Annotated in this window: 12 protein-coding genes, 1 tRNA gene and 2 pseudogenes; 14 read left to right on the top strand and 1 reads right to left on the bottom strand. The window is 62.1% G+C overall.

Features of this window, described 5'->3' with window-relative positions; translation table 11 throughout:
• The 10 genes and pseudogenes from PO768_RS23300 to rpoC all read left to right on the top strand — a co-directional run.
• Window positions 1-86 (top strand): annotated as a pseudogene (locus tag PO768_RS23300) (EF-Tu/IF-2/RF-3 family GTPase); the annotation flags it as partial.
• A 14-nt stretch (window positions 87-100) separates the two neighbouring features.
• Window positions 101-176, top strand: a tRNA-Trp gene (locus PO768_RS23295).
• 150 nt (window positions 177-326) lie between these two features.
• Window positions 327-710, top strand: coding sequence for a preprotein translocase subunit SecE (gene secE, locus PO768_RS23290; RefSeq protein ID WP_262971606.1), 384 nt, complete (start codon window positions 327-329; stop codon window positions 708-710).
• A gap of 17 nt (window positions 711-727) precedes the next feature.
• Window positions 728-1,315: a transcription termination/antitermination protein NusG gene (nusG, locus tag PO768_RS23285; protein WP_137945762.1), complete on the top strand. Its 588-nt coding sequence runs from the start codon at window positions 728-730 to the stop codon at window positions 1,313-1,315.
• A 153-nt stretch (window positions 1,316-1,468) separates the two neighbouring features.
• Window positions 1,469-1,900: a 50S ribosomal protein L11 gene (gene rplK / locus PO768_RS23280; protein ID WP_137945763.1), complete on the top strand. Its 432-nt coding sequence runs from the start codon at window positions 1,469-1,471 to the stop codon at window positions 1,898-1,900.
• 1 nt (window position 1,901) lies between these two features.
• On the top strand, window positions 1,902-2,609 hold the full coding sequence (gene rplA / locus PO768_RS23275) for a 50S ribosomal protein L1 (RefSeq protein ID WP_137945764.1): 708 nt from the start codon (window positions 1,902-1,904) through the stop codon (window positions 2,607-2,609).
• A gap of 277 nt (window positions 2,610-2,886) precedes the next feature.
• Window positions 2,887-3,420, top strand: coding sequence for a 50S ribosomal protein L10 (gene rplJ, locus PO768_RS23270; protein WP_137945765.1), 534 nt, complete (start codon window positions 2,887-2,889; stop codon window positions 3,418-3,420).
• Between the two features lie 48 nt (window positions 3,421-3,468).
• On the top strand, window positions 3,469-3,849 hold the full coding sequence (gene rplL, locus PO768_RS23265) for a 50S ribosomal protein L7/L12 (RefSeq protein ID WP_137945766.1): 381 nt from the start codon (window positions 3,469-3,471) through the stop codon (window positions 3,847-3,849).
• Window positions 3,850-4,184: 335 nt separating this feature from the next.
• Window positions 4,185-8,306, top strand: coding sequence for a DNA-directed RNA polymerase subunit beta (gene rpoB / locus PO768_RS23260; protein WP_137945767.1), 4,122 nt, complete (start codon window positions 4,185-4,187; stop codon window positions 8,304-8,306).
• 19 nt (window positions 8,307-8,325) lie between these two features.
• A complete protein-coding gene (rpoC, locus tag PO768_RS23255) occupies window positions 8,326-12,546 on the top strand; it encodes a DNA-directed RNA polymerase subunit beta' (protein WP_272647953.1) in 4,221 nt (1,406 codons plus the stop codon).
• A gap of 52 nt (window positions 12,547-12,598) precedes the next feature.
• On the opposite strand, the gene PO768_RS23250 is transcribed toward rpoC, so the two are convergent.
• Complete coding sequence (locus PO768_RS23250; RefSeq protein WP_272647952.1) at window positions 12,599-13,060, bottom strand: PIN domain-containing protein; 462 nt, start codon at window positions 13,058-13,060, stop codon at window positions 12,599-12,601.
• 283 nt (window positions 13,061-13,343) lie between these two features.
• On the opposite strand from PO768_RS23250, the gene rpsL reads away from it, so the two are divergent.
• The 4 genes and pseudogenes from rpsL to PO768_RS23230 form a co-directional block, all read left to right on the top strand.
• Window positions 13,344-13,718: a 30S ribosomal protein S12 gene (gene rpsL / locus PO768_RS23245; RefSeq protein WP_272647951.1), complete on the top strand. Its 375-nt coding sequence runs from the start codon at window positions 13,344-13,346 to the stop codon at window positions 13,716-13,718.
• 168 nt (window positions 13,719-13,886) lie between these two features.
• Entirely contained in the window at window positions 13,887-14,357 is a 471-nt protein-coding gene (gene rpsG, locus PO768_RS23240; RefSeq protein WP_119046632.1) for a 30S ribosomal protein S7, read from the top strand.
• A gap of 69 nt (window positions 14,358-14,426) precedes the next feature.
• Window positions 14,427-16,529, top strand: a complete 2,103-nt coding sequence (fusA, locus tag PO768_RS23235; protein ID WP_137945771.1) for an elongation factor G — start codon at window positions 14,427-14,429, stop codon at window positions 16,527-16,529.
• A gap of 142 nt (window positions 16,530-16,671) precedes the next feature.
• Window positions 16,672-16,738 (top strand): annotated as a pseudogene (locus tag PO768_RS23230) (GTP-binding protein); the annotation flags it as partial.

The following is a 16,738-nucleotide window of genomic DNA, read 5'->3' as shown; positions in this document are numbered from 1 at the left end:
TCGCGATGGAAACCGGCCTGCGCTTCGCCATCCGTGAAGGCGGTCGTACCGTCGGCTCCGGCGTCGTGGCGACCATCATCGCTTAAAGTTAGAAGGCCACAGGGGCATAGCTCAATTGGCAGAGCGTCGGTCTCCAAAACCGAAGGTTGGGGGTTCGAGACCCTCTGCCCCTGCCAGTCGCTTCGGATAAAAGCGACCGGTCCAAGTGGTCAAGCATCAGCCCGCGGGAACTGTTCCCGGCGGGCTTTGCTGCTGTTGGGTATCCCGTGATTTGATTGTCTGGGCCGGGTGGTTTGCCGCCGGGCACAGGTGCTAAAGAAAGTTCTATGTCCAATCCTCAAGTCGAAACGGTCACGACCGGCGCCGACAAGGCCAAGCTGGCTGCTGCCGTGCTCTTGCTGGTGGGCGCGCTGGTGGCTTTTTACGCGCTCGCCAAGCAGGGTCCGATTGCCCAGTGGGGCGCGTTGCTGGTGCTGCTGGTTGCCGCCGCTGCCGCGTTCTTCACCTCGGAGTCGGGCAAGTCGCTGATCGCCTACGGGCAGGACTCGGCGCGTGAGGTGCGCAAGGTCGTGTGGCCGACGCGCAAGGAGGCGACGCAAATGACGGGCTATGTGTTCGCCTTCGTGCTGGTGATGGCCTTGTTCCTGTGGCTGACCGACAAGACATTGGAATGGGTGCTGTACGACCTGATCCTGGGCTGGAAGCGCTGAGAGGCGGAAGGACTGCAATGAGCGAAGAACAAGGCGTTGTCACCGGCGGTGAGGCCGCGGTGCCCACCGGTCTGCCCAAGCGTTGGTATGTGGTTCATGCCTATTCGGGCATGGAGAAGGCTGTCGAGCGCAATCTGCGCGAGCGCATTGATCGCGCCGGCATGCAGGACAAGTTCGGCCGTATCCTGGTGCCGACCGAAGAGGTCGTCGAGCTGAAGAACGGCAAGAAGGCTGTCACCGAGCGTCGTTTCTTCCCCGGCTATGTGCTGGTGGAAATGGTGATGGAAGATGACACCTGGCACTTGGTCAAGCACACCTCCAAGGTGACCGGTTTCGTTGGTGGTGCGAAGAACCGCCCGGCTCCGATCTCGGAAGCCGAGGTGATGAAGATCGTCAACCAGATGCAAGAAGGCATCGAGAAGCCCCGGCCCAAGGTCGAATGGACGGTGGGCGAGGTGGTGCGCGTCAAGGAGGGTCCGTTTACCGACTTCAATGGCGCGATCGAGGAAGTCAACTACGACAAGTCCAAGGTGCGTGTCTCGGTCACGATCTTCGGTCGTGCCACGCCGGTGGAATTGGACTTCGCGCAGGTCGAGAAGGTTTAAGGCTCGTCGGTGCCCGGCGGCTTCGGCTGCCAATACCGACCGTAGTCAGTCCGCGACGAGATGCGGACAAGAGGAGCAAAGGTAACCAGTCCTTTGCGCTAGCACTCAGGTGTCGTGGCGCTGTTTGCGCCGCGCCACTGATTGGAGAGAAATATGGCAAAGAAGATTGTCGGCTTTATCAAGCTGCAAGTCGCTGCCGGCAAGGCGAATCCTTCGCCTCCGGTTGGTCCCGCGCTGGGTCAGCGTGGCCTGAACATCATGGAGTTCTGCAAGGCGTTCAACGCCCAGACGCAGGGCCATGAGCCGGGCATGAAGCTGCCGGTGGTCATCACCGCGTTTGCGGACAAGAGCTTCACCTTCGTGATCAAGTCGCCCCCGGCGACCGCGCTGATCAAGAAGGCCGCCAAGATCGAGAAGGGCTCGCAAAAGGCTCACCTCGAGAAGGTTGGCAAGCTGACCCGTGCTCAGCTGGAAGAGATCGCCAAGATCAAGGTCAAGGATTTGACCGCCGCTGATCTGGACGCCGCCGTTCGTACGATTGCTGGTTCCGCCCGTTCGATGGGCGTGCTGGTGGAGGGTGTTTGAGATGGCAAAGCTGACTAAGCGCCAAAAGGCCCTGCAAGGCAAGGTCGAGACCACCAAGCTGTACACGCTGGGTGAAGCCCTGAACCTCGTCAAGAGCCTGGCTACCGCCAAGTTCGACGAGTCGATCGATGTGGCCGTGCAACTGGGCATCGATGCCAAGAAGTCGGACCAAGTGGTGCGTGGCGCCGTCGTGATGCCTAACGGCACCGGCAAGACCAAGCGCGTCGCCGTGTTCGCCCAAGGCGCCAAGGCTGACGAAGCCCGCGCCGCAGGCGCCGACATCGTTGGCATGGAAGACCTGGCCGAGCGCGTCAAGGCTGGCGACATGCCTTTCGACGTTGTGATCGCCTCGCCGGACACGATGCGTATTGTCGGTACCCTGGGTCAGATCCTGGGCCCGCGCGGCCTGATGCCTAACCCCAAGGTTGGCACCGTGACCCCGGACGTCGCGACCGCTGTCAAGAACGCCAAGGCTGGCCAGGTCCAGTTCCGCGTTGACAAGGCCGGCATCATCCACGGCACCCTCGGCCGTCGTTCGTTCGACACCGACAAGCTGGAAGGCAATCTGCGCGCGCTGATCGAGGCCCTGAACAAGGCCAAGCCGGCGTCGAGCAAGGGTGTCTACCTGCGCAAGGTGGCGGTGTCCTCTACGATGGGCGTTGGTGCCCGTGTGGATGTCGCCAGCATCAATGCCCAGGCCAACGCCTAAGCAAAGAAGTTGAGGTGCGGCGCGAAGTCTGGCGCCGTGCTGATGAATTGGTGGGGCGTGGGCAGGTTTTCTTGCCCGCGCGTCATCCAAGACCGTTGGTGTGAAGCCCCGCTGTATCGGGGGTGACGCTTAATCGGGATGGCCTTGTGTCTTCCCTGCCAACGCAGATGGCGGTCCCGCTGTAAAGGATTTTCCTGAACAGAAGGTCGCTGAATCCCGGTGCCGAAGGTCCTGTGCTCAACACACGGGGTCGGAGGCGTAATGTGAGGAGTAGACCTTGAGTCTCAATCGCAACGAGAAGGCAGCCGTTGTCTCCGACGTCGCAGCGCAAGCTGCCAAGTCGCAGACCCTGGCGCTGGCCGAGTACCGTGGCCTCACCGTGGAAGCCTTGAACAAGCTGCGCATCGACGCGCGTGCCAAGGGTGTCTATCTTCACGTGCTGAAGAACACCCTGGCTCGTCGCGCTGTTGCCGGCACCCAGTTCGAAGCTGCCTCGGAGAGCATGGTCGGCCCGCTGATCTACGGCTTTTCGGAAGACGCGGTCGCTGCGGCCAAAGTCATCGCTGACTTTGCCAAGGGTAACGACAAGCTCGTCATCAAGGGTGGTGCCTACGGCGGCAAGGCTCTGGACGTCAACGGCGTGAAGGCGCTGGCGGCTGTTCCGAGCAAGGAAGTGCTGCTGTCGCAAATCGCCGGCCTGCTCAAGTCGCCGGTGCAACGCACCGCGGCCGTGCTGGCGGCCCTGGCTGCACAACGTGGTGCTGGCGCTGCTTCTACGGAAGTTGCTGCCGAAGCCCCCGCTGCAGCCTAAGACGATCCCGTCAAACGCAAGCAATCTGTATATAGGAAGAAACACATCATGGCATTCGATAAAGACGCATTCCTGACCGCCCTGGACAGCATGACCGTTCTGGAACTGAACGATCTGGTCAAGGCAATCGAAGAGAAGTTTGGCGTGTCCGCCGCTTCGATGGCTGCTCCGGCCGCCGGTGGCGCTGCTGGCGGCGGCGCTGCTGCTGCTGAAGAGCAAACCGAGTTCAACGTCGTGCTGCTGGAAGCCGGCGCCAACAAGGTCTCGGTGATTAAGGCTGTGCGCGAAATCACCGGCCTGGGCCTGAAGGAAGCCAAGGACCTGGTCGACGGCGCTCCGAAGGCTGTCAAGGAAGGCGTGGCCAAGGCTGACGCTGAAGCCGCCAAGAAGAAGCTGGAAGAAGCCGGCGCCAAGGCTGAGCTGAAGTGATTGTCTGGGGTCAGGCCTGCGCAGCAGCTCTGACCTCGCTGACTAGAAAGGGGCGGTCGCAAGACCTCCCCTTTCCCCGTTTCAAGGGTTTATCCGGTTGAGAATAGTTGAAAGCCCCGCGCAGGGTATGATGCGCGGTTCTTTCAAGTGTTCTCTGATCCGACTGCAGAGAACCGGTTTGGTCGGGCCCAGGTGCAATGCCGGGGTTGTCCGCCAGCGGTTGGTAGTGGCCAACCACCAAGCATCGAGCCGTCCGTTCTGGATCGGGCTCGACAAGCCAGTCGCCGACGAAGCCCGTCCCACGGCCAGGGGTGGGCTCTCGACACGGAGTGTTTATGGCGCAAACAACCCCCTATAGCTATACCGAGCGCAAGCGAATCCGCAAGAGCTTCGGTAAGCGCGAGAGCGTTCTCAACGTTCCCTACTTGCTGACCATGCAGAAGGAGTCGTACGTCGCCTTCCTGCAAAAAGAAGTGCCTCCAGCCAAGCGCAAGCCCGAAGGCCTGCAGGCTGCTTTCCTGTCCGCGTTCCCGATTGTTTCGCACAACGGTTTCGTGGAGATGAAATTCCTCGAATTCAATATTGCCAAGCCGCCGTTCGACACCCGTGAGTGCCAGCAGCGTGGCTTGACCTATGCGGCGGCCGTGCGTGCGCGCCTGCAGATGATCATCTATGACCGTGAGTCGCCCCAGGCGAAGACCGTCAAGGAGATCAAGGAGCAAGAGGTCTACATGGGCGAAGTGCCCCTGATGACCGACTACGGCTCCTTCATCGTCAATGGCACCGAGCGTGTCATCGTCTCCCAGCTGCACCGCTCGCCCGGCGTGTTCTTCGAACACGACAAGGGCAAGACCCACTCGTCCGGCAAGCTGCTGTTCTCGGCCCGCATCATTCCCTACCGCGGCTCCTGGCTGGACTTCGAGTTCGACCCCAAGGACATCCTGTTCTTCCGTGTCGACCGTCGCCGCAAGATGCCGGTCACGATCCTGCTGAAGGCCATCGGCCTGAACCCCGAGCAGATCCTGGCGCACTTCTTCGTCTTCGACAATTTCCGTCTGATGGACGCCGGCGCGCAGATGGAGTTCGTTGCCGACCGCCTGAAGGGCGAGGTCGCCCGCTTTGACATCACCGACAAGAGCGGTGCCGTCATCGTCGAGAAGGACAAGCGCATCACCGCCCGTCATGTGCGCCAGCTTGAGCAAAGCGGCACCCAGCATGTGACCGTGCCCGAAGACTTCCTGGTCGGCCGCGTGCTGGCCAAGAACATGGTCGACGGCGACACCGGTGAGATCATTGCCAAGGCCAATGAAGAGCTGACCGACGCGCTGCTGAAGAAGCTGCGCCAGGCCGGCATCAAGGACATCCAGTGCTTGTTCACGAACGAGCTGGATGAGGGCGCCTACATCAGCCAGACCCTGGCCTCGGACGAAACCGCCGACCAGCTGGCCGCGCGCGTCGCGATCTATCGCATGATGCGCCCCGGCGAGCCGCCGACGGAAGACGCTGTCGAAGCGCTGTTCAACCGCCTGTTCTACAGCACCGACACCTACGATTTGTCGCGCGTCGGCCGGATGAAGTTCAACGCCCGCGTGGGCCGCGACACGCCGGAAGGCAATATGAACTTGTCGAACGAGGACATCCTCGACGTCGTCAAGATTCTGGTCGAGCTGCGCAATGGCCGCGGCGAGGTCGATGACATCGACCACCTGGGCAACCGTCGCGTGCGTTGCGTCGGCGAACTGGCCGAGAACCAGTACCGCTCGGGCCTGGCGCGTATCGAGAAGGCCGTCAAGGAACGTCTGGGCCAGGCCGAGACCGAAGCCCTGATGCCGCACGACCTGATCAACTCCAAGCCGATCTCCGCGGCGCTGAAGGAGTTCTTCGGTGCCTCGCAGCTGTCGCAGTTCATGGACCAGACCAACCCGCTGTCGGAAATCACGCACAAGCGTCGTGTTTCCGCCCTGGGCCCGGGTGGTCTGACCCGCGAGCGCGCCGGCTTCGAAGTCCGTGACGTGCACCCGACCCACTACGGCCGGGTCTGCCCGATCGAAACGCCGGAAGGCCCGAACATCGGTCTGATCAACTCGCTGGCGCTGTATGCACAGCTCAACGAGTACGGCTTCCTGGAAACGCCTTACCGCCGCGTCGTCGACGGCAAGGTGACGACCCAGATCGACTATCTGTCGGCCATCGAGGAAGGCAAGTACGTGATCGCCCAGGCGAACGCGACCTTGAATCCTGCCGGCGAGCTGACCGACGAGCTGGTCTCGGCGCGTGAAAACGGCGAATCGGTGCTGACCTCGCCCGAGCGCATCCAGTACATGGACGTGGCGCCGACGCAGATCGTGTCGGTCGCGGCCTCGCTGGTGCCCTTCCTCGAGCACGACGATGCGAACCGCGCACTGATGGGTGCCAATATGCAGCGCCAGGCCGTGCCGACGCTGCGTCCAGAGAAGGCCCTGGTGGGTACCGGCGTCGAGCGCGTCGCGGCCAAGGACTCGGGTACCGTCGTGGCCGCGCGTCGCGGCGGCGTGATCGACTATGTCGACACCAACCGCATCGTGATCCGCGTCAACGACAACGAGACCGTGGCCGGTGAAGTCGGCGTCGACATCTACAACCTGATCAAGTATCAGCGTAGCAACCAGAACACCAACATCCATCAGCGCCCCATCGTGCGCCGTGGTGACAAGGTGGCGGCCGAGGACATCATTGCCGATGGCGCCTCGACCGACATCGGTGAGCTGGCACTGGGCCAGAACATGCTGGTCGCGTTCATGCCCTGGAACGGCTACAACTTCGAAGATTCGATCCTGATCTCGGAGCGTGTGATCGCCGAAGACCGCTACACCTCGATCCATATCGAGGAACTGGTGGTGATGGCGCGTGACACCAAGCTGGGCAGCGAGGAAATCACCCGCGACATCCCGAACCTGAGCGAGCAGCAACTCTCGCGTCTGGACGAGTCGGGCATCGTCTACGTCGGCGCCGAAGTCGGCCCCGGCGACGTGCTGGTCGGCAAGGTCACGCCCAAGGGCGAGACCACGCTGACCCCGGAAGAGAAGCTGCTGCGCGCTATCTTCGGCGAGAAGGCTTCGGACGTGAAGGACACCTCGCTGCGTGTCGACCAGGGTACCAACGGCACCGTCATCGATGTGCAGGTCTTCACCCGTGAAGGCATCCAGCGCGACAAGCGCGCCCAGCAGATCATCGACGATGAGCTCAAGCGCTTCCGCCTGGACCTGAACGATCAGCTGCGCATCGTCGAAAGCGATGCCTTCGACCGTATCGAGAAGCTGCTGAACGGCAAGGTCGCCAACGGCGGCCCTCAGAAGATCGCCAAGGGCACGGTCATCGACAAGGCTTATCTGAGCAGCGTCGAGCGCTTCCACTGGTTCGACATCCGTCCCGCCGAGGATGATGTCGCCAACCAGCTGGAGTCGATCAAGAACTCTCTGGAGCAGACTCGCCACAGCTTCGACCTGGCTTTCGAAGAGAAGCGCAAGAAGCTGACGCAGGGCGACGAGCTGCCGGCCGGCGTGCTGAAGATGGTCAAGGTCTACCTGGCCGTCAAGCGCCGCCTGCAGCCTGGCGACAAGATGGCCGGCCGTCACGGCAACAAGGGTGTGGTGTCCAAGATCGCTCCGATCGAAGACATGCCCTATATGGCCGACGGTACGCCTGCCGACATCGTGCTGAATCCGCTGGGCGTGCCCTCGCGGATGAACGTGGGTCAGGTCCTGGAAGTGCATCTGGGCTGGGCCGGCAAGGGCATTGGCCAGCGCATCGGCGACATGCTGCAGGAGCACGCCCGCGTGTCCGAGCTGCGTCAGTTCTTCGATGAGCTGTACAACAAGTCGGGTGGCAAGACCGAGCATCTGGACGACCTGAGCGACGACGAAGTCATCGAGATGGCGCAGAACCTGCGCCATGGCGTGCCGTTCGCGACGCCGGTGTTCGACGGCGCCAAGGAAGAAGAAATCCGCGGCATGCTGAAGCTGGCCTACCCGGACGACATCGCCGCCAAGAAGGGTCTGACCGCCACGCGCACCCAGGCTCAGCTGCACGACGGCCGCACCGGCGAGGCTTTCGAGCGCCCGGTCACGGTCGGCTATATGCACGTGCTGAAGCTGCACCACCTGGTGGACGACAAGATGCACGCCCGTTCGACCGGCCCGTACTCGCTCGTCACGCAGCAGCCGCTGGGTGGTAAGGCGCAGTTCGGCGGCCAGCGTTTCGGTGAGATGGAAGTGTGGGCGCTGGAAGCTTATGGCGCCTCCTACATCCTGCAGGAAATGCTGACTGTGAAGTCCGATGACGTGAACGGCCGCACCAAGGTGTACGAGTCCATCGTCAAGGGCGAACACGCCATCGAAGCCGGCATGCCGGAATCGTTCAACGTCCTGGTCAAGGAAATTCGTTCCCTTGGCATCGACATTGAACTCGAGCGCAACTAATTAGGAACAGGAGAGACACATGAAAGGTTTGCTGGACCTGTTCAAGCAATTCACGCCCGACGAGCACTTCGACGCGATTGCGATCCGCCTGGCCTCGCCAGAGAAGATCCGCTCGTGGTCCTTCGGTGAGGTGAAGAAGCCCGAGACCATCAACTACCGGACTTTCAAGCCCGAGCGTGATGGCCTGTTCTGCGCCAAGATCTTCGGCCCGATCAAGGACTACGAGTGCCTGTGCGGCAAGTACAAGCGCCTGAAGCACCGCGGCGTGATCTGCGAGAAGTGCGGCGTTGAAGTCACCCAGACCAAGGTGCGTCGTGACCGCATGGGTCATATTGACCTGGCCGCGCCCTGCGCCCATATCTGGTTCCTGAAGTCGCTGCCTTCGCGTCTGGGCCTTGTGCTCGACATGACGCTGCGCGACATCGAGCGCGTGCTGTACTTTGAAGCCTATGTGGTCGTCGACCCGGGCATGACCCCGCTGAAGAAGTTCTCGATCATGACCGAGGACGACTACGACGCGAAGCGCCTGGAGTTCGGTGACGAGTTCATCGCGCTGATGGGTGCCGAGGGCATCAAGAAGCTGCTGGAGGAGATGGATCTCGACGTCGAGATCGATCGCCTGCGCAACGACATGACCGGCTCGGAGCTCAAGGTCAAGAAGAACTCCAAGCGCCTGAAGGTGATGGAAGCCTTCAAGAAGTCCGGTATCAAGCCGAACTGGATGGTGCTGGAAGTGCTGCCCGTGCTGCCGCCGGACCTGCGTCCGCTGGTGCCGCTGGACGGCGGCCGCTTCGCGACCTCGGATCTGAACGATCTGTATCGCCGCGTCATCAACCGCAACAACCGCCTGGCTCGTCTGCTGGAGCTGAAGGCCCCTGAGATCATCGTGCGCAACGAAAAGCGCATGCTGCAGGAAGCCGTCGACTCGCTGCTGGACAACGGCCGCCGCGGCAAGGCGATGACCGGCGCGAACAAGCGTGCCCTGAAGTCGCTGGCCGACATGATCAAGGGCAAGAGCGGTCGTTTCCGTCAGAACTTGCTGGGCAAGCGCGTCGACTACTCGGGCCGTTCGGTCATCGTGGTGGGTCCGACCCTGAAGCTGCATCAGTGCGGTCTGCCCAAGCTGATGGCGCTGGAACTGTTCAAGCCCTTCATCTTCTCGCGCCTCGAAGCCATGGGCATCGCGACGACGATCAAGGCGGCGAAGAAGGAAGTCGAATCCGGCACGCCGGTGGTCTGGGACATCCTGGAAGAGGTCATCAAGGAGCACCCGGTGCTGCTGAACCGCGCGCCGACCCTGCACCGTCTGGGCATCCAGGCCTTCGAACCGGTGTTGATCGAAGGCAAGGCCATCCAGCTGCACCCGCTGGTCTGCGCCGCCTTCAACGCCGACTTCGACGGTGACCAGATGGCCGTCCACGTGCCGCTATCGATCGAAGCGCAGATGGAAGCCCGCACCTTGATGCTGGCCTCCAACAACGTGCTGTTCCCGGCCTCCGGCGAACCCTCGATCGTGCCCTCGCAAGACGTGGTGCTGGGTCTGTATTACGCGACCCGCGAGCGCATCAACGGCAAGGGCGAAGGCCTGATCTTCTCGGACATCCCCGAGCTGATCCGTGCACTGGAAAACGGCGTGGTCGAGATCACCGCCAAGATCAGCGTGCGCCTGACCGAGTACTCCAAGAACAAGGAAACCGGCGAGTGGATCGCCGAGACCAAGTTGGTGGACACCACCGTCGGCCGCGCCCTGCTCAGCGAGATCCTGCCGAAGGGCCTGCCTTTCGCCAATATCAACAAGGCGCTGAAGAAGAAGGAAATCTCGCGCCTGATCAACACCTCGTTCCGCAAGTGCGGTCTGAAGGAAACCGTCGTGCTGGCCGACAAGCTGCTGCAAAGCGGTTTCCGTCTGGCCACGCGCGCCGGTATCTCGATCGCGGTGGACGATATGTTGGTGCCGCCGGAGAAGCCGCTGCTGATCGAGCGTGCCGAGAAGGAAGTCAAGGAAATCGAGCAGCAGTATGTCTCGGGCCTGGTGACCGCCGGCGAACGCTACAACAAGGTCGTCGACATCTGGGGCAAGACCGGTGACGAGGTCGGCAAGGTCATGATGACCCAGCTGTCCAAGCAGAAGACCATCGACCGCAACGGCCGCGAAGTGGATCAGGAGTCCTTCAACTCCATCTATATGATGGCCGACTCGGGCGCCCGGGGCTCGGCCGCGCAGATCCGCCAGCTGGCCGGTATGCGGGGCCTGATGGCCAAGCCTGACGGCTCCATCATCGAGACGCCCATCACGGCGAACTTCCGCGAAGGTCTGAACGTTCTGCAGTACTTCATCTCCACCCACGGTGCTCGTAAGGGCCTGGCGGATACGGCGCTGAAGACCGCGAACTCGGGCTACCTGACCCGTCGTCTGGTCGACGTGACCCAGGATCTGGTCGTCACCGAAGTGGATTGCGGCACCGACAACGGCATGAATATGCGTGCCCTGGTCGAAGGCGGTGAAGTCATCGAATCGCTGCGCGACCGCGTGCTGGGTCGTGTCGCGGCCATCGATGTGCTGCACCCCGAGACCCAAGGCGTGCTGCTGGCGGCCGGCAATATGCTGGACGAAGACACGCTGGACATGCTGGAGCAGGCCGGCGTCGACGAGATCAAGGTCCGCACCCCGCTGACCTGCGCCACGCGCTTCGGCCTGTGCGCCAAGTGCTATGGCCGCGATCTGGGCCGTGGCGGCCTGGTCAACACCGGTGAAGCGGTCGGCGTGATCGCCGCCCAGTCGATCGGTGAGCCGGGTACCCAGCTGACGATGCGTACCTTCCACATCGGTGGTGCGGCGTCGCGTGCAGCGGTGGCCTCCAGCGTCGAAGCCAAGTCGGACGGCATCATCGGCTTCAATGCCACGATGCGCTACGTCACGAACGGCAAGGGCGATCTGGTGGTGATTTCGCGTTCCGGCGAAATCATCATTGCCGACCCGCATGGCCGCGAGCGCGAGCGTCACAAGGTGCCGTACGGCGCGATCCTGAACATCAAGGCCGACCAGACCATCAAGGCTGGCACGATCTTGGCGAACTGGGATCCGCTGACCCGCCCCATCATTACCGAGTTCGCCGGCAAGGCGACCTTCGAGAATGTGGAAGAGGGCGTGACGGTGGCCAAGCAGGTCGACGAAGTGACCGGCCTGTCTACCCTGGTGGTGATCGATCCGAAGCGCCGTGGCGCTGCCAAGGTGATCCGCCCGCAGGTCAAGCTGCTCGACGTCAATGGCAACGAAGTGAAGATCCCCGGCACCGACCACTCGGTGACGATCGGCTTCCAGGTTGGCTCGCTGATCCAGATCCGCGACGGTCAGGATCTGTTCCCCGGCGAAGTGCTGGCACGTATCCCGGTCGAAGGCCAGAAGACTCGCGACATTACCGGCGGTCTGCCGCGTGTGGCCGAACTGTTCGAAGCCCGTTCGCCCAAGGATGTCGGCGTGCTGGCCGAGCGTACCGGTACGGTCTCGTTCGGTAAGGAGACCAAGGGCAAGATTCGCCTGGAAATCACCGACCCGGATGGCAGCAAGCACGAAGAGCTGGTGCCCAAGGAGAAGAACATCCTGGTGCACGAAGGCCAGGTGGTCAATCGCGGCGAATTGATTGTGGACGGCGCCGCCGACCCGCAAGACATCCTGCGTCTGCTGGGTATCGAAGAGCTGGCTCGCTACATCGTCGACGAAGTGCAGGACGTGTACCGTTTGCAGGGCGTGAAGATCAACGACAAGCACATCGAGGTGATCGTTCGCCAGATGCTGCGTCGCGTGCAGATCACGAACTCGGGCGACTCGCACTACATTGTCAACGAGCAGGTCGAGCGCTCGGAGCTGCTGGACACCAACGACCGTCTGCGCGCGGAGGGCAAGATGATTGCCACCCACGCCGATGTGCTGCTGGGTATCACCAAGGCTTCGCTGTCGACCGATTCCTTCATCTCTGCGGCTTCCTTCCAGGAAACCACCCGCGTGCTGACCGAGGCTGCCATCATGGGCAAGCGCGACGAGCTGCGCGGTCTGAAGGAAAACGTCATCGTCGGCCGCCTGATCCCTGCCGGTACCGGCATGGCCTTCCACGACGCCCGTCGTGCCAAGGAAAGCATGGACGACGCCGAGCGCCGCTCCATCGCCCAGCAGGAGGCCGAGGAATTGGCGGCTGCCCAGATGGCCAGCGTGGACAGTGCTTCGGAAGGCAGCGCCGAATAAGGCTCAGCGCTTTTCTCCAAGCCTCAAAGGGCCACCCTCGGGTGGCCCTTTTTCATGGCGGGGCGGATCCGGCCTGCTGCTTGTTCCAGGCCGACGGCGTCAGGATGTCCAGCCCGAGCTTGCGTGCGCGCTTGGCCAGGGCCAGCACGGCGCGATCGCGCGAGATCAGCCAGCGCGCCGGCGCAGCCAGCGCCAGATCGATGAAGATCTGGTCATCCGGGTCCCGGCAGAGCAGGCGCACGGACGGTGGCGGGGCTTGGTCGATTGTTAGGCAGAGCCGGGCGAAGCTTGCTTCGATCAGTTCCAGGTCCGGCGCGTAGCTGGCTGCCACGCCCCGGCCCAGCACATGTCTGAGCTCGGCCAGCATGCTGGGTGTGCCTATCCATTGAGCCTGACCGGACTCCAGCGCGGCCACCAGGGCCTCGGTCGAGGGGTCCTTGAAGATCAGCCAGTCCATCACGACCTGGGTGTCGATGACGAGCAGCGGGCGCTCGTCGGGTGTCGGAATCAGCATGGCAGCCCTTGGGTTCGGGCGCGCAGCATACCCCGGCGAAGCGGCCGCTGGCGGTGCGCAACCGGGCCGGCTTGTGTGCTGGCGCCGAGCTGGGCTACAATCGCAGGCTCTTCGGTAGGTCTAGCTGCGTCTACAGCCACCTCTGACTGAAATGAAAATGCACCGCGCCCAGGCGTGGTGCTTTTGTTCGTTTCTAGCGGTGGTGGAGATCTGAGGCGTTTTGAAAGCCATTGGGGCTGCTGCTGCCGAGAGATCTGTGACTTCAAACGGGAACAAGTTACTTATGCCAACTATCAATCAGCTCGAGCGCCACGGCCGTCAGGCCGAGGTCACGAAATCCACGTCGCCGGCGATGCAGGACTGCCCTCAGCGTCGTGGCGTGTGCACCCGCGTGTACACCACCACGCCTAAGAAGCCGAACTCCGCGCTGCGTAAGGTCGCCAAGGTGCGTCTGACCAACGGTTTCGAGGTCATCTCGTACATCGGCGGTGAAGGCCACAACCTGCAAGAGCACAGTGTCGTGCTGGTGCGCGGCGGTCGTGTCAAGGACTTGCCGGGTGTGCGTTACCACATCGTGCGCGGTTCGCTGGACTTGCAAGGCGTGAAAGACCGCAAGCAGTCGCGTTCCAAGTACGGCGCGAAGCGTCCGAAGAAGTAATCATCAGGTTGTCATGGTGCGGCGCCCCAGGCTGTCGCCAGATTTTTTGCGGTTTGTGCAGTGCCCCAGGCATGCAGCAGCCGAGTAAGTGGATGGCCCCTGATGTCGGTGGTCGTCCAAGGTCGTCGGGCAGATGCCCGCACCAACTGAAGCAAGAGGAAGATTCCCATGCCACGTCGTCGCGAAGTACCCAAGCGCGAAATCCTGCCGGATCCCAAGTTCGGTAGCGTCGATCTGTCCAAGTTCATGAACGTCATCATGGAATCGGGCAAGAAGGCCGTCGCCGAGCGCATCATTTACGGTGCCCTCGACCAGGTCGAGAAGAAGATCGGCAAGGATCCGCTGGAAGTGTTCATGGTCGCCCTGAACAACGTGAAGCCCATGGTCGAAGTGAAGTCCCGCCGCGTCGGCGGTGCGAACTACCAAGTTCCCGTGGAAGTTCGTCCCGTCCGTCGTATGGCTCTGGCCATGCGCTGGCTCAAAGAGTCGGCCCGCAAGCGCGGTGAAAAGTCCATGGCCCAGCGTCTGGCCAATGAGCTGCTGGAGGCCGCTGAAGGCCGCGGCGGTGCCATGAAGAAGCGTGATGAAGTTCACCGCATGGCCGAAGCGAACAAGGCGTTCTCGCACTTCCGCTTCTAATCTTCCCCGTTCCGGCCGCCTCGGGTTACTACTGACCCGTTGGCGGCTCACTGCATTTGGAGTGACACCATGGCCCGCAAGACCCCCATCGAGCGCTACCGCAATATCGGTATCTCTGCGCACATCGATGCCGGCAAGACCACGACAACCGAGCGCATCCTGTTTTACACGGGTGTGAACCACAAGATTGGTGAAGTGCATGATGGCGCCGCCACCATGGACTGGATGGAGCAAGAGCAGGAGCGTGGCATCACGATCACCTCGGCTGCCACCACCTGCTTCTGGAAGGGCATGGATCTGGCCCGCCCCGAGCATCGCATCAACATCATCGACACCCCCGGACACGTGGACTTCACGATTGAAGTCGAGCGCTCGATGCGCGTGCTGGACGGTGCTTGCATGGTCTATTGCGCCGTGGGCGGCGTGCAGCCGCAGTCCGAGACGGTCTGGCGCCAGGCCAACAAGTACAAGGTGCCCCGCCTGGCCTTCGTCAACAAGATGGACCGCACCGGCGCGAACTTCTACAAGGTTGTCGAGCAGATGAAGGTTCGCCTGAAGGCCAACCCCGTGCCCGTCGTGCTGCCCATCGGCGCCGAGGAAAACTTCCTGGGCGTGATCGACCTGATCAAGATGAAGGCGATCTACTGGGACGATGCCTCCCAGGGCATGAAGTTCGACTATCGCGACATCCCGGCCGAAATGCAGGCCGATGCTCAGAAGTGGCGCGACAACCTGGTCGAGGCTGCAGCCGAGTCCAGCGAAGACATGATGAACAAGTACCTCGAGTCGGGCGAGTTGTCCGAAGAGGAAATTGTTCTGGGCATCCGCACCCGCACCATCGCCGCTGAAATCCAGCCGATGTTCTGCGGCACCGCCTTCAAGAACAAGGGCGTGCAGCGTATGCTGGACGGCGTGATCGACTTCATGCCTTCGCCGATCGATGTGCCGCCGGTGCCGGGCACCGACGAAGACGACCAGCCGACCACCCGCGACGCTTCGGACGAGGCCAAGTTCTCGGCCCTGGCCTTCAAGCTGATGACCGACCCCTATGTTGGCCAGTTGACTTTCGTGCGCGTCTATTCGGGCGTGCTGAAGTCGGGCGACTCGGTGTTCAACCCGATCCGCGGCAAGAAGGAGCGTATCGGCCGTATTCTGCAGATGCACGCCAACCAGCGTGAAGAAATCTCGGAAATTCTGGCCGGCGACATCGCCGCCTGCGTGGGCCTGAAGGACGTGACCACCGGCGAAACGCTGTGCGATCCGGAATCGATCATCACCTTGGAAAAGATGGTGTTCCCGGAGCCGGTGATCTCGCAGGCCGTCGAGCCCAAGACCAAGGCCGACCAGGAAAAGATGGGTATCGCCCTGGGCCGTCTGGCCAAGGAAGACCCGTCCTTCCGTCTGCGCACCGATGAAGAGTCGGGCCAGACCATCATCTCGGGCATGGGCGAGTTGCACCTGGAAATCATCGTCGACCGCATGAAGCGCGAGTTCGGCGTGGAAGCCAATGTCGGCAAGCCGCAAGTGGCCTACCGCGAAACGATCCGCAAGACGGCTTCGGACGTTGAAGGCAAGTTCGTGCGTCAGTCGGGCGGTAAGGGCCAGTACGGCCACGTCGTGCTGACCGTCGAGCCGCAGGAGCCGGGCAAGGGCTTCGAGTTCGTCGATGCGATCAAGGGTGGTGTGGTTCCTCGCGAGTACATCCCGGCGGTCGAGAAGGGCATCATTGACTCGCTGCCCAACGGCGTGCTGGCCGGCTTCCCGGTGGTGGACGTCAAGGTCACGCTGACCTTCGGTTCGTACCACGAAGTCGACTCGAACGAAAACGCCTTCAAGATGGCCGCGTCCATGGGCTTCAAGGAAGGCTGCCGCAAGGCTTCGCCGGTGATCCTGGAGCCGATGATGGCCGTGGAAGTCGAAACGCCGGAAGACTATGCTGGTAACGTTATGGGCGATCTGTCCTCGCGTCGCGGCATGGTGCAAGGCATGGACGATATGGTCGGCGGTGGCAAGTCCATCAAGGCCGAGGTGCCGCTGTCGGAAATGTTCGGCTACTCGACGACCCTGCGCTCGATGTCGCAAGGCCGTGCCACGTACACGATGGAGTTCAAGCATTATTCGGAAGCTCCGAAGAATGTGGCTGACGCCATCATCACCGCGCGCGGCAAGTAAGCGCTGAGCCGAGGCCTGGTGGCTTCGGCTTTCCCTATTCGTCTTCGTCGAAGCTCTCCCGTTTGCCAGTCGGCGGGAATCAAGGGTTCGATGGAAACGCTAAACCAACAGACTGGCGCATGCTCTTTTCTGGAGATTTGAAATGGCAAAAGGCAAATTTGAACGCACCAAGCCGCACGTCAATGTGGGCACCATCGGTCACGTTGACC

Source organism: Paucibacter sp. XJ19-41, from assembly GCF_028462495.1.
Classification (GTDB): Bacteria; Pseudomonadota; Gammaproteobacteria; order Burkholderiales; family Burkholderiaceae_C; genus Roseateles_E.
The sequence above is the reverse complement of the archived record's forward strand: the minus strand, read 5'-3'. Positions and strand labels throughout refer to the sequence as shown.

Bases quoted from the DNA above. Each gene is read 5' to 3' on its own strand.
- PO768_RS23250 (WP_272647952.1), bottom strand. From the start codon at position 13,060: ATGCTGATTCCGACACCCGACGAGCGCCCGCTGCTCGTCATCGACACC.
- rpoB (WP_137945767.1), top strand. From the start codon at position 4,185: ATGGCGCAAACAACCCCCTATAGCTATACCGAGCGCAAGCGAATCCGC.
- rplA (WP_137945764.1), top strand. From the start codon at position 1,902: ATGGCAAAGCTGACTAAGCGCCAAAAGGCCCTGCAAGGCAAGGTCGAG.
- fusA (WP_137945771.1), top strand. From the start codon at position 14,427: ATGGCCCGCAAGACCCCCATCGAGCGCTACCGCAATATCGGTATCTCT.
- rpoC (WP_272647953.1), top strand. From the start codon at position 8,326: ATGAAAGGTTTGCTGGACCTGTTCAAGCAATTCACGCCCGACGAGCAC.
- rpsL (WP_272647951.1), top strand. From the start codon at position 13,344: ATGCCAACTATCAATCAGCTCGAGCGCCACGGCCGTCAGGCCGAGGTC.
- rplL (WP_137945766.1), top strand. From the start codon at position 3,469: ATGGCATTCGATAAAGACGCATTCCTGACCGCCCTGGACAGCATGACC.
- rpsG (WP_119046632.1), top strand. From the start codon at position 13,887: ATGCCACGTCGTCGCGAAGTACCCAAGCGCGAAATCCTGCCGGATCCC.
- nusG (WP_137945762.1), top strand. From the start codon at position 728: ATGAGCGAAGAACAAGGCGTTGTCACCGGCGGTGAGGCCGCGGTGCCC.
- secE (WP_262971606.1), top strand. From the start codon at position 327: ATGTCCAATCCTCAAGTCGAAACGGTCACGACCGGCGCCGACAAGGCC.
- rplK (WP_137945763.1), top strand. From the start codon at position 1,469: ATGGCAAAGAAGATTGTCGGCTTTATCAAGCTGCAAGTCGCTGCCGGC.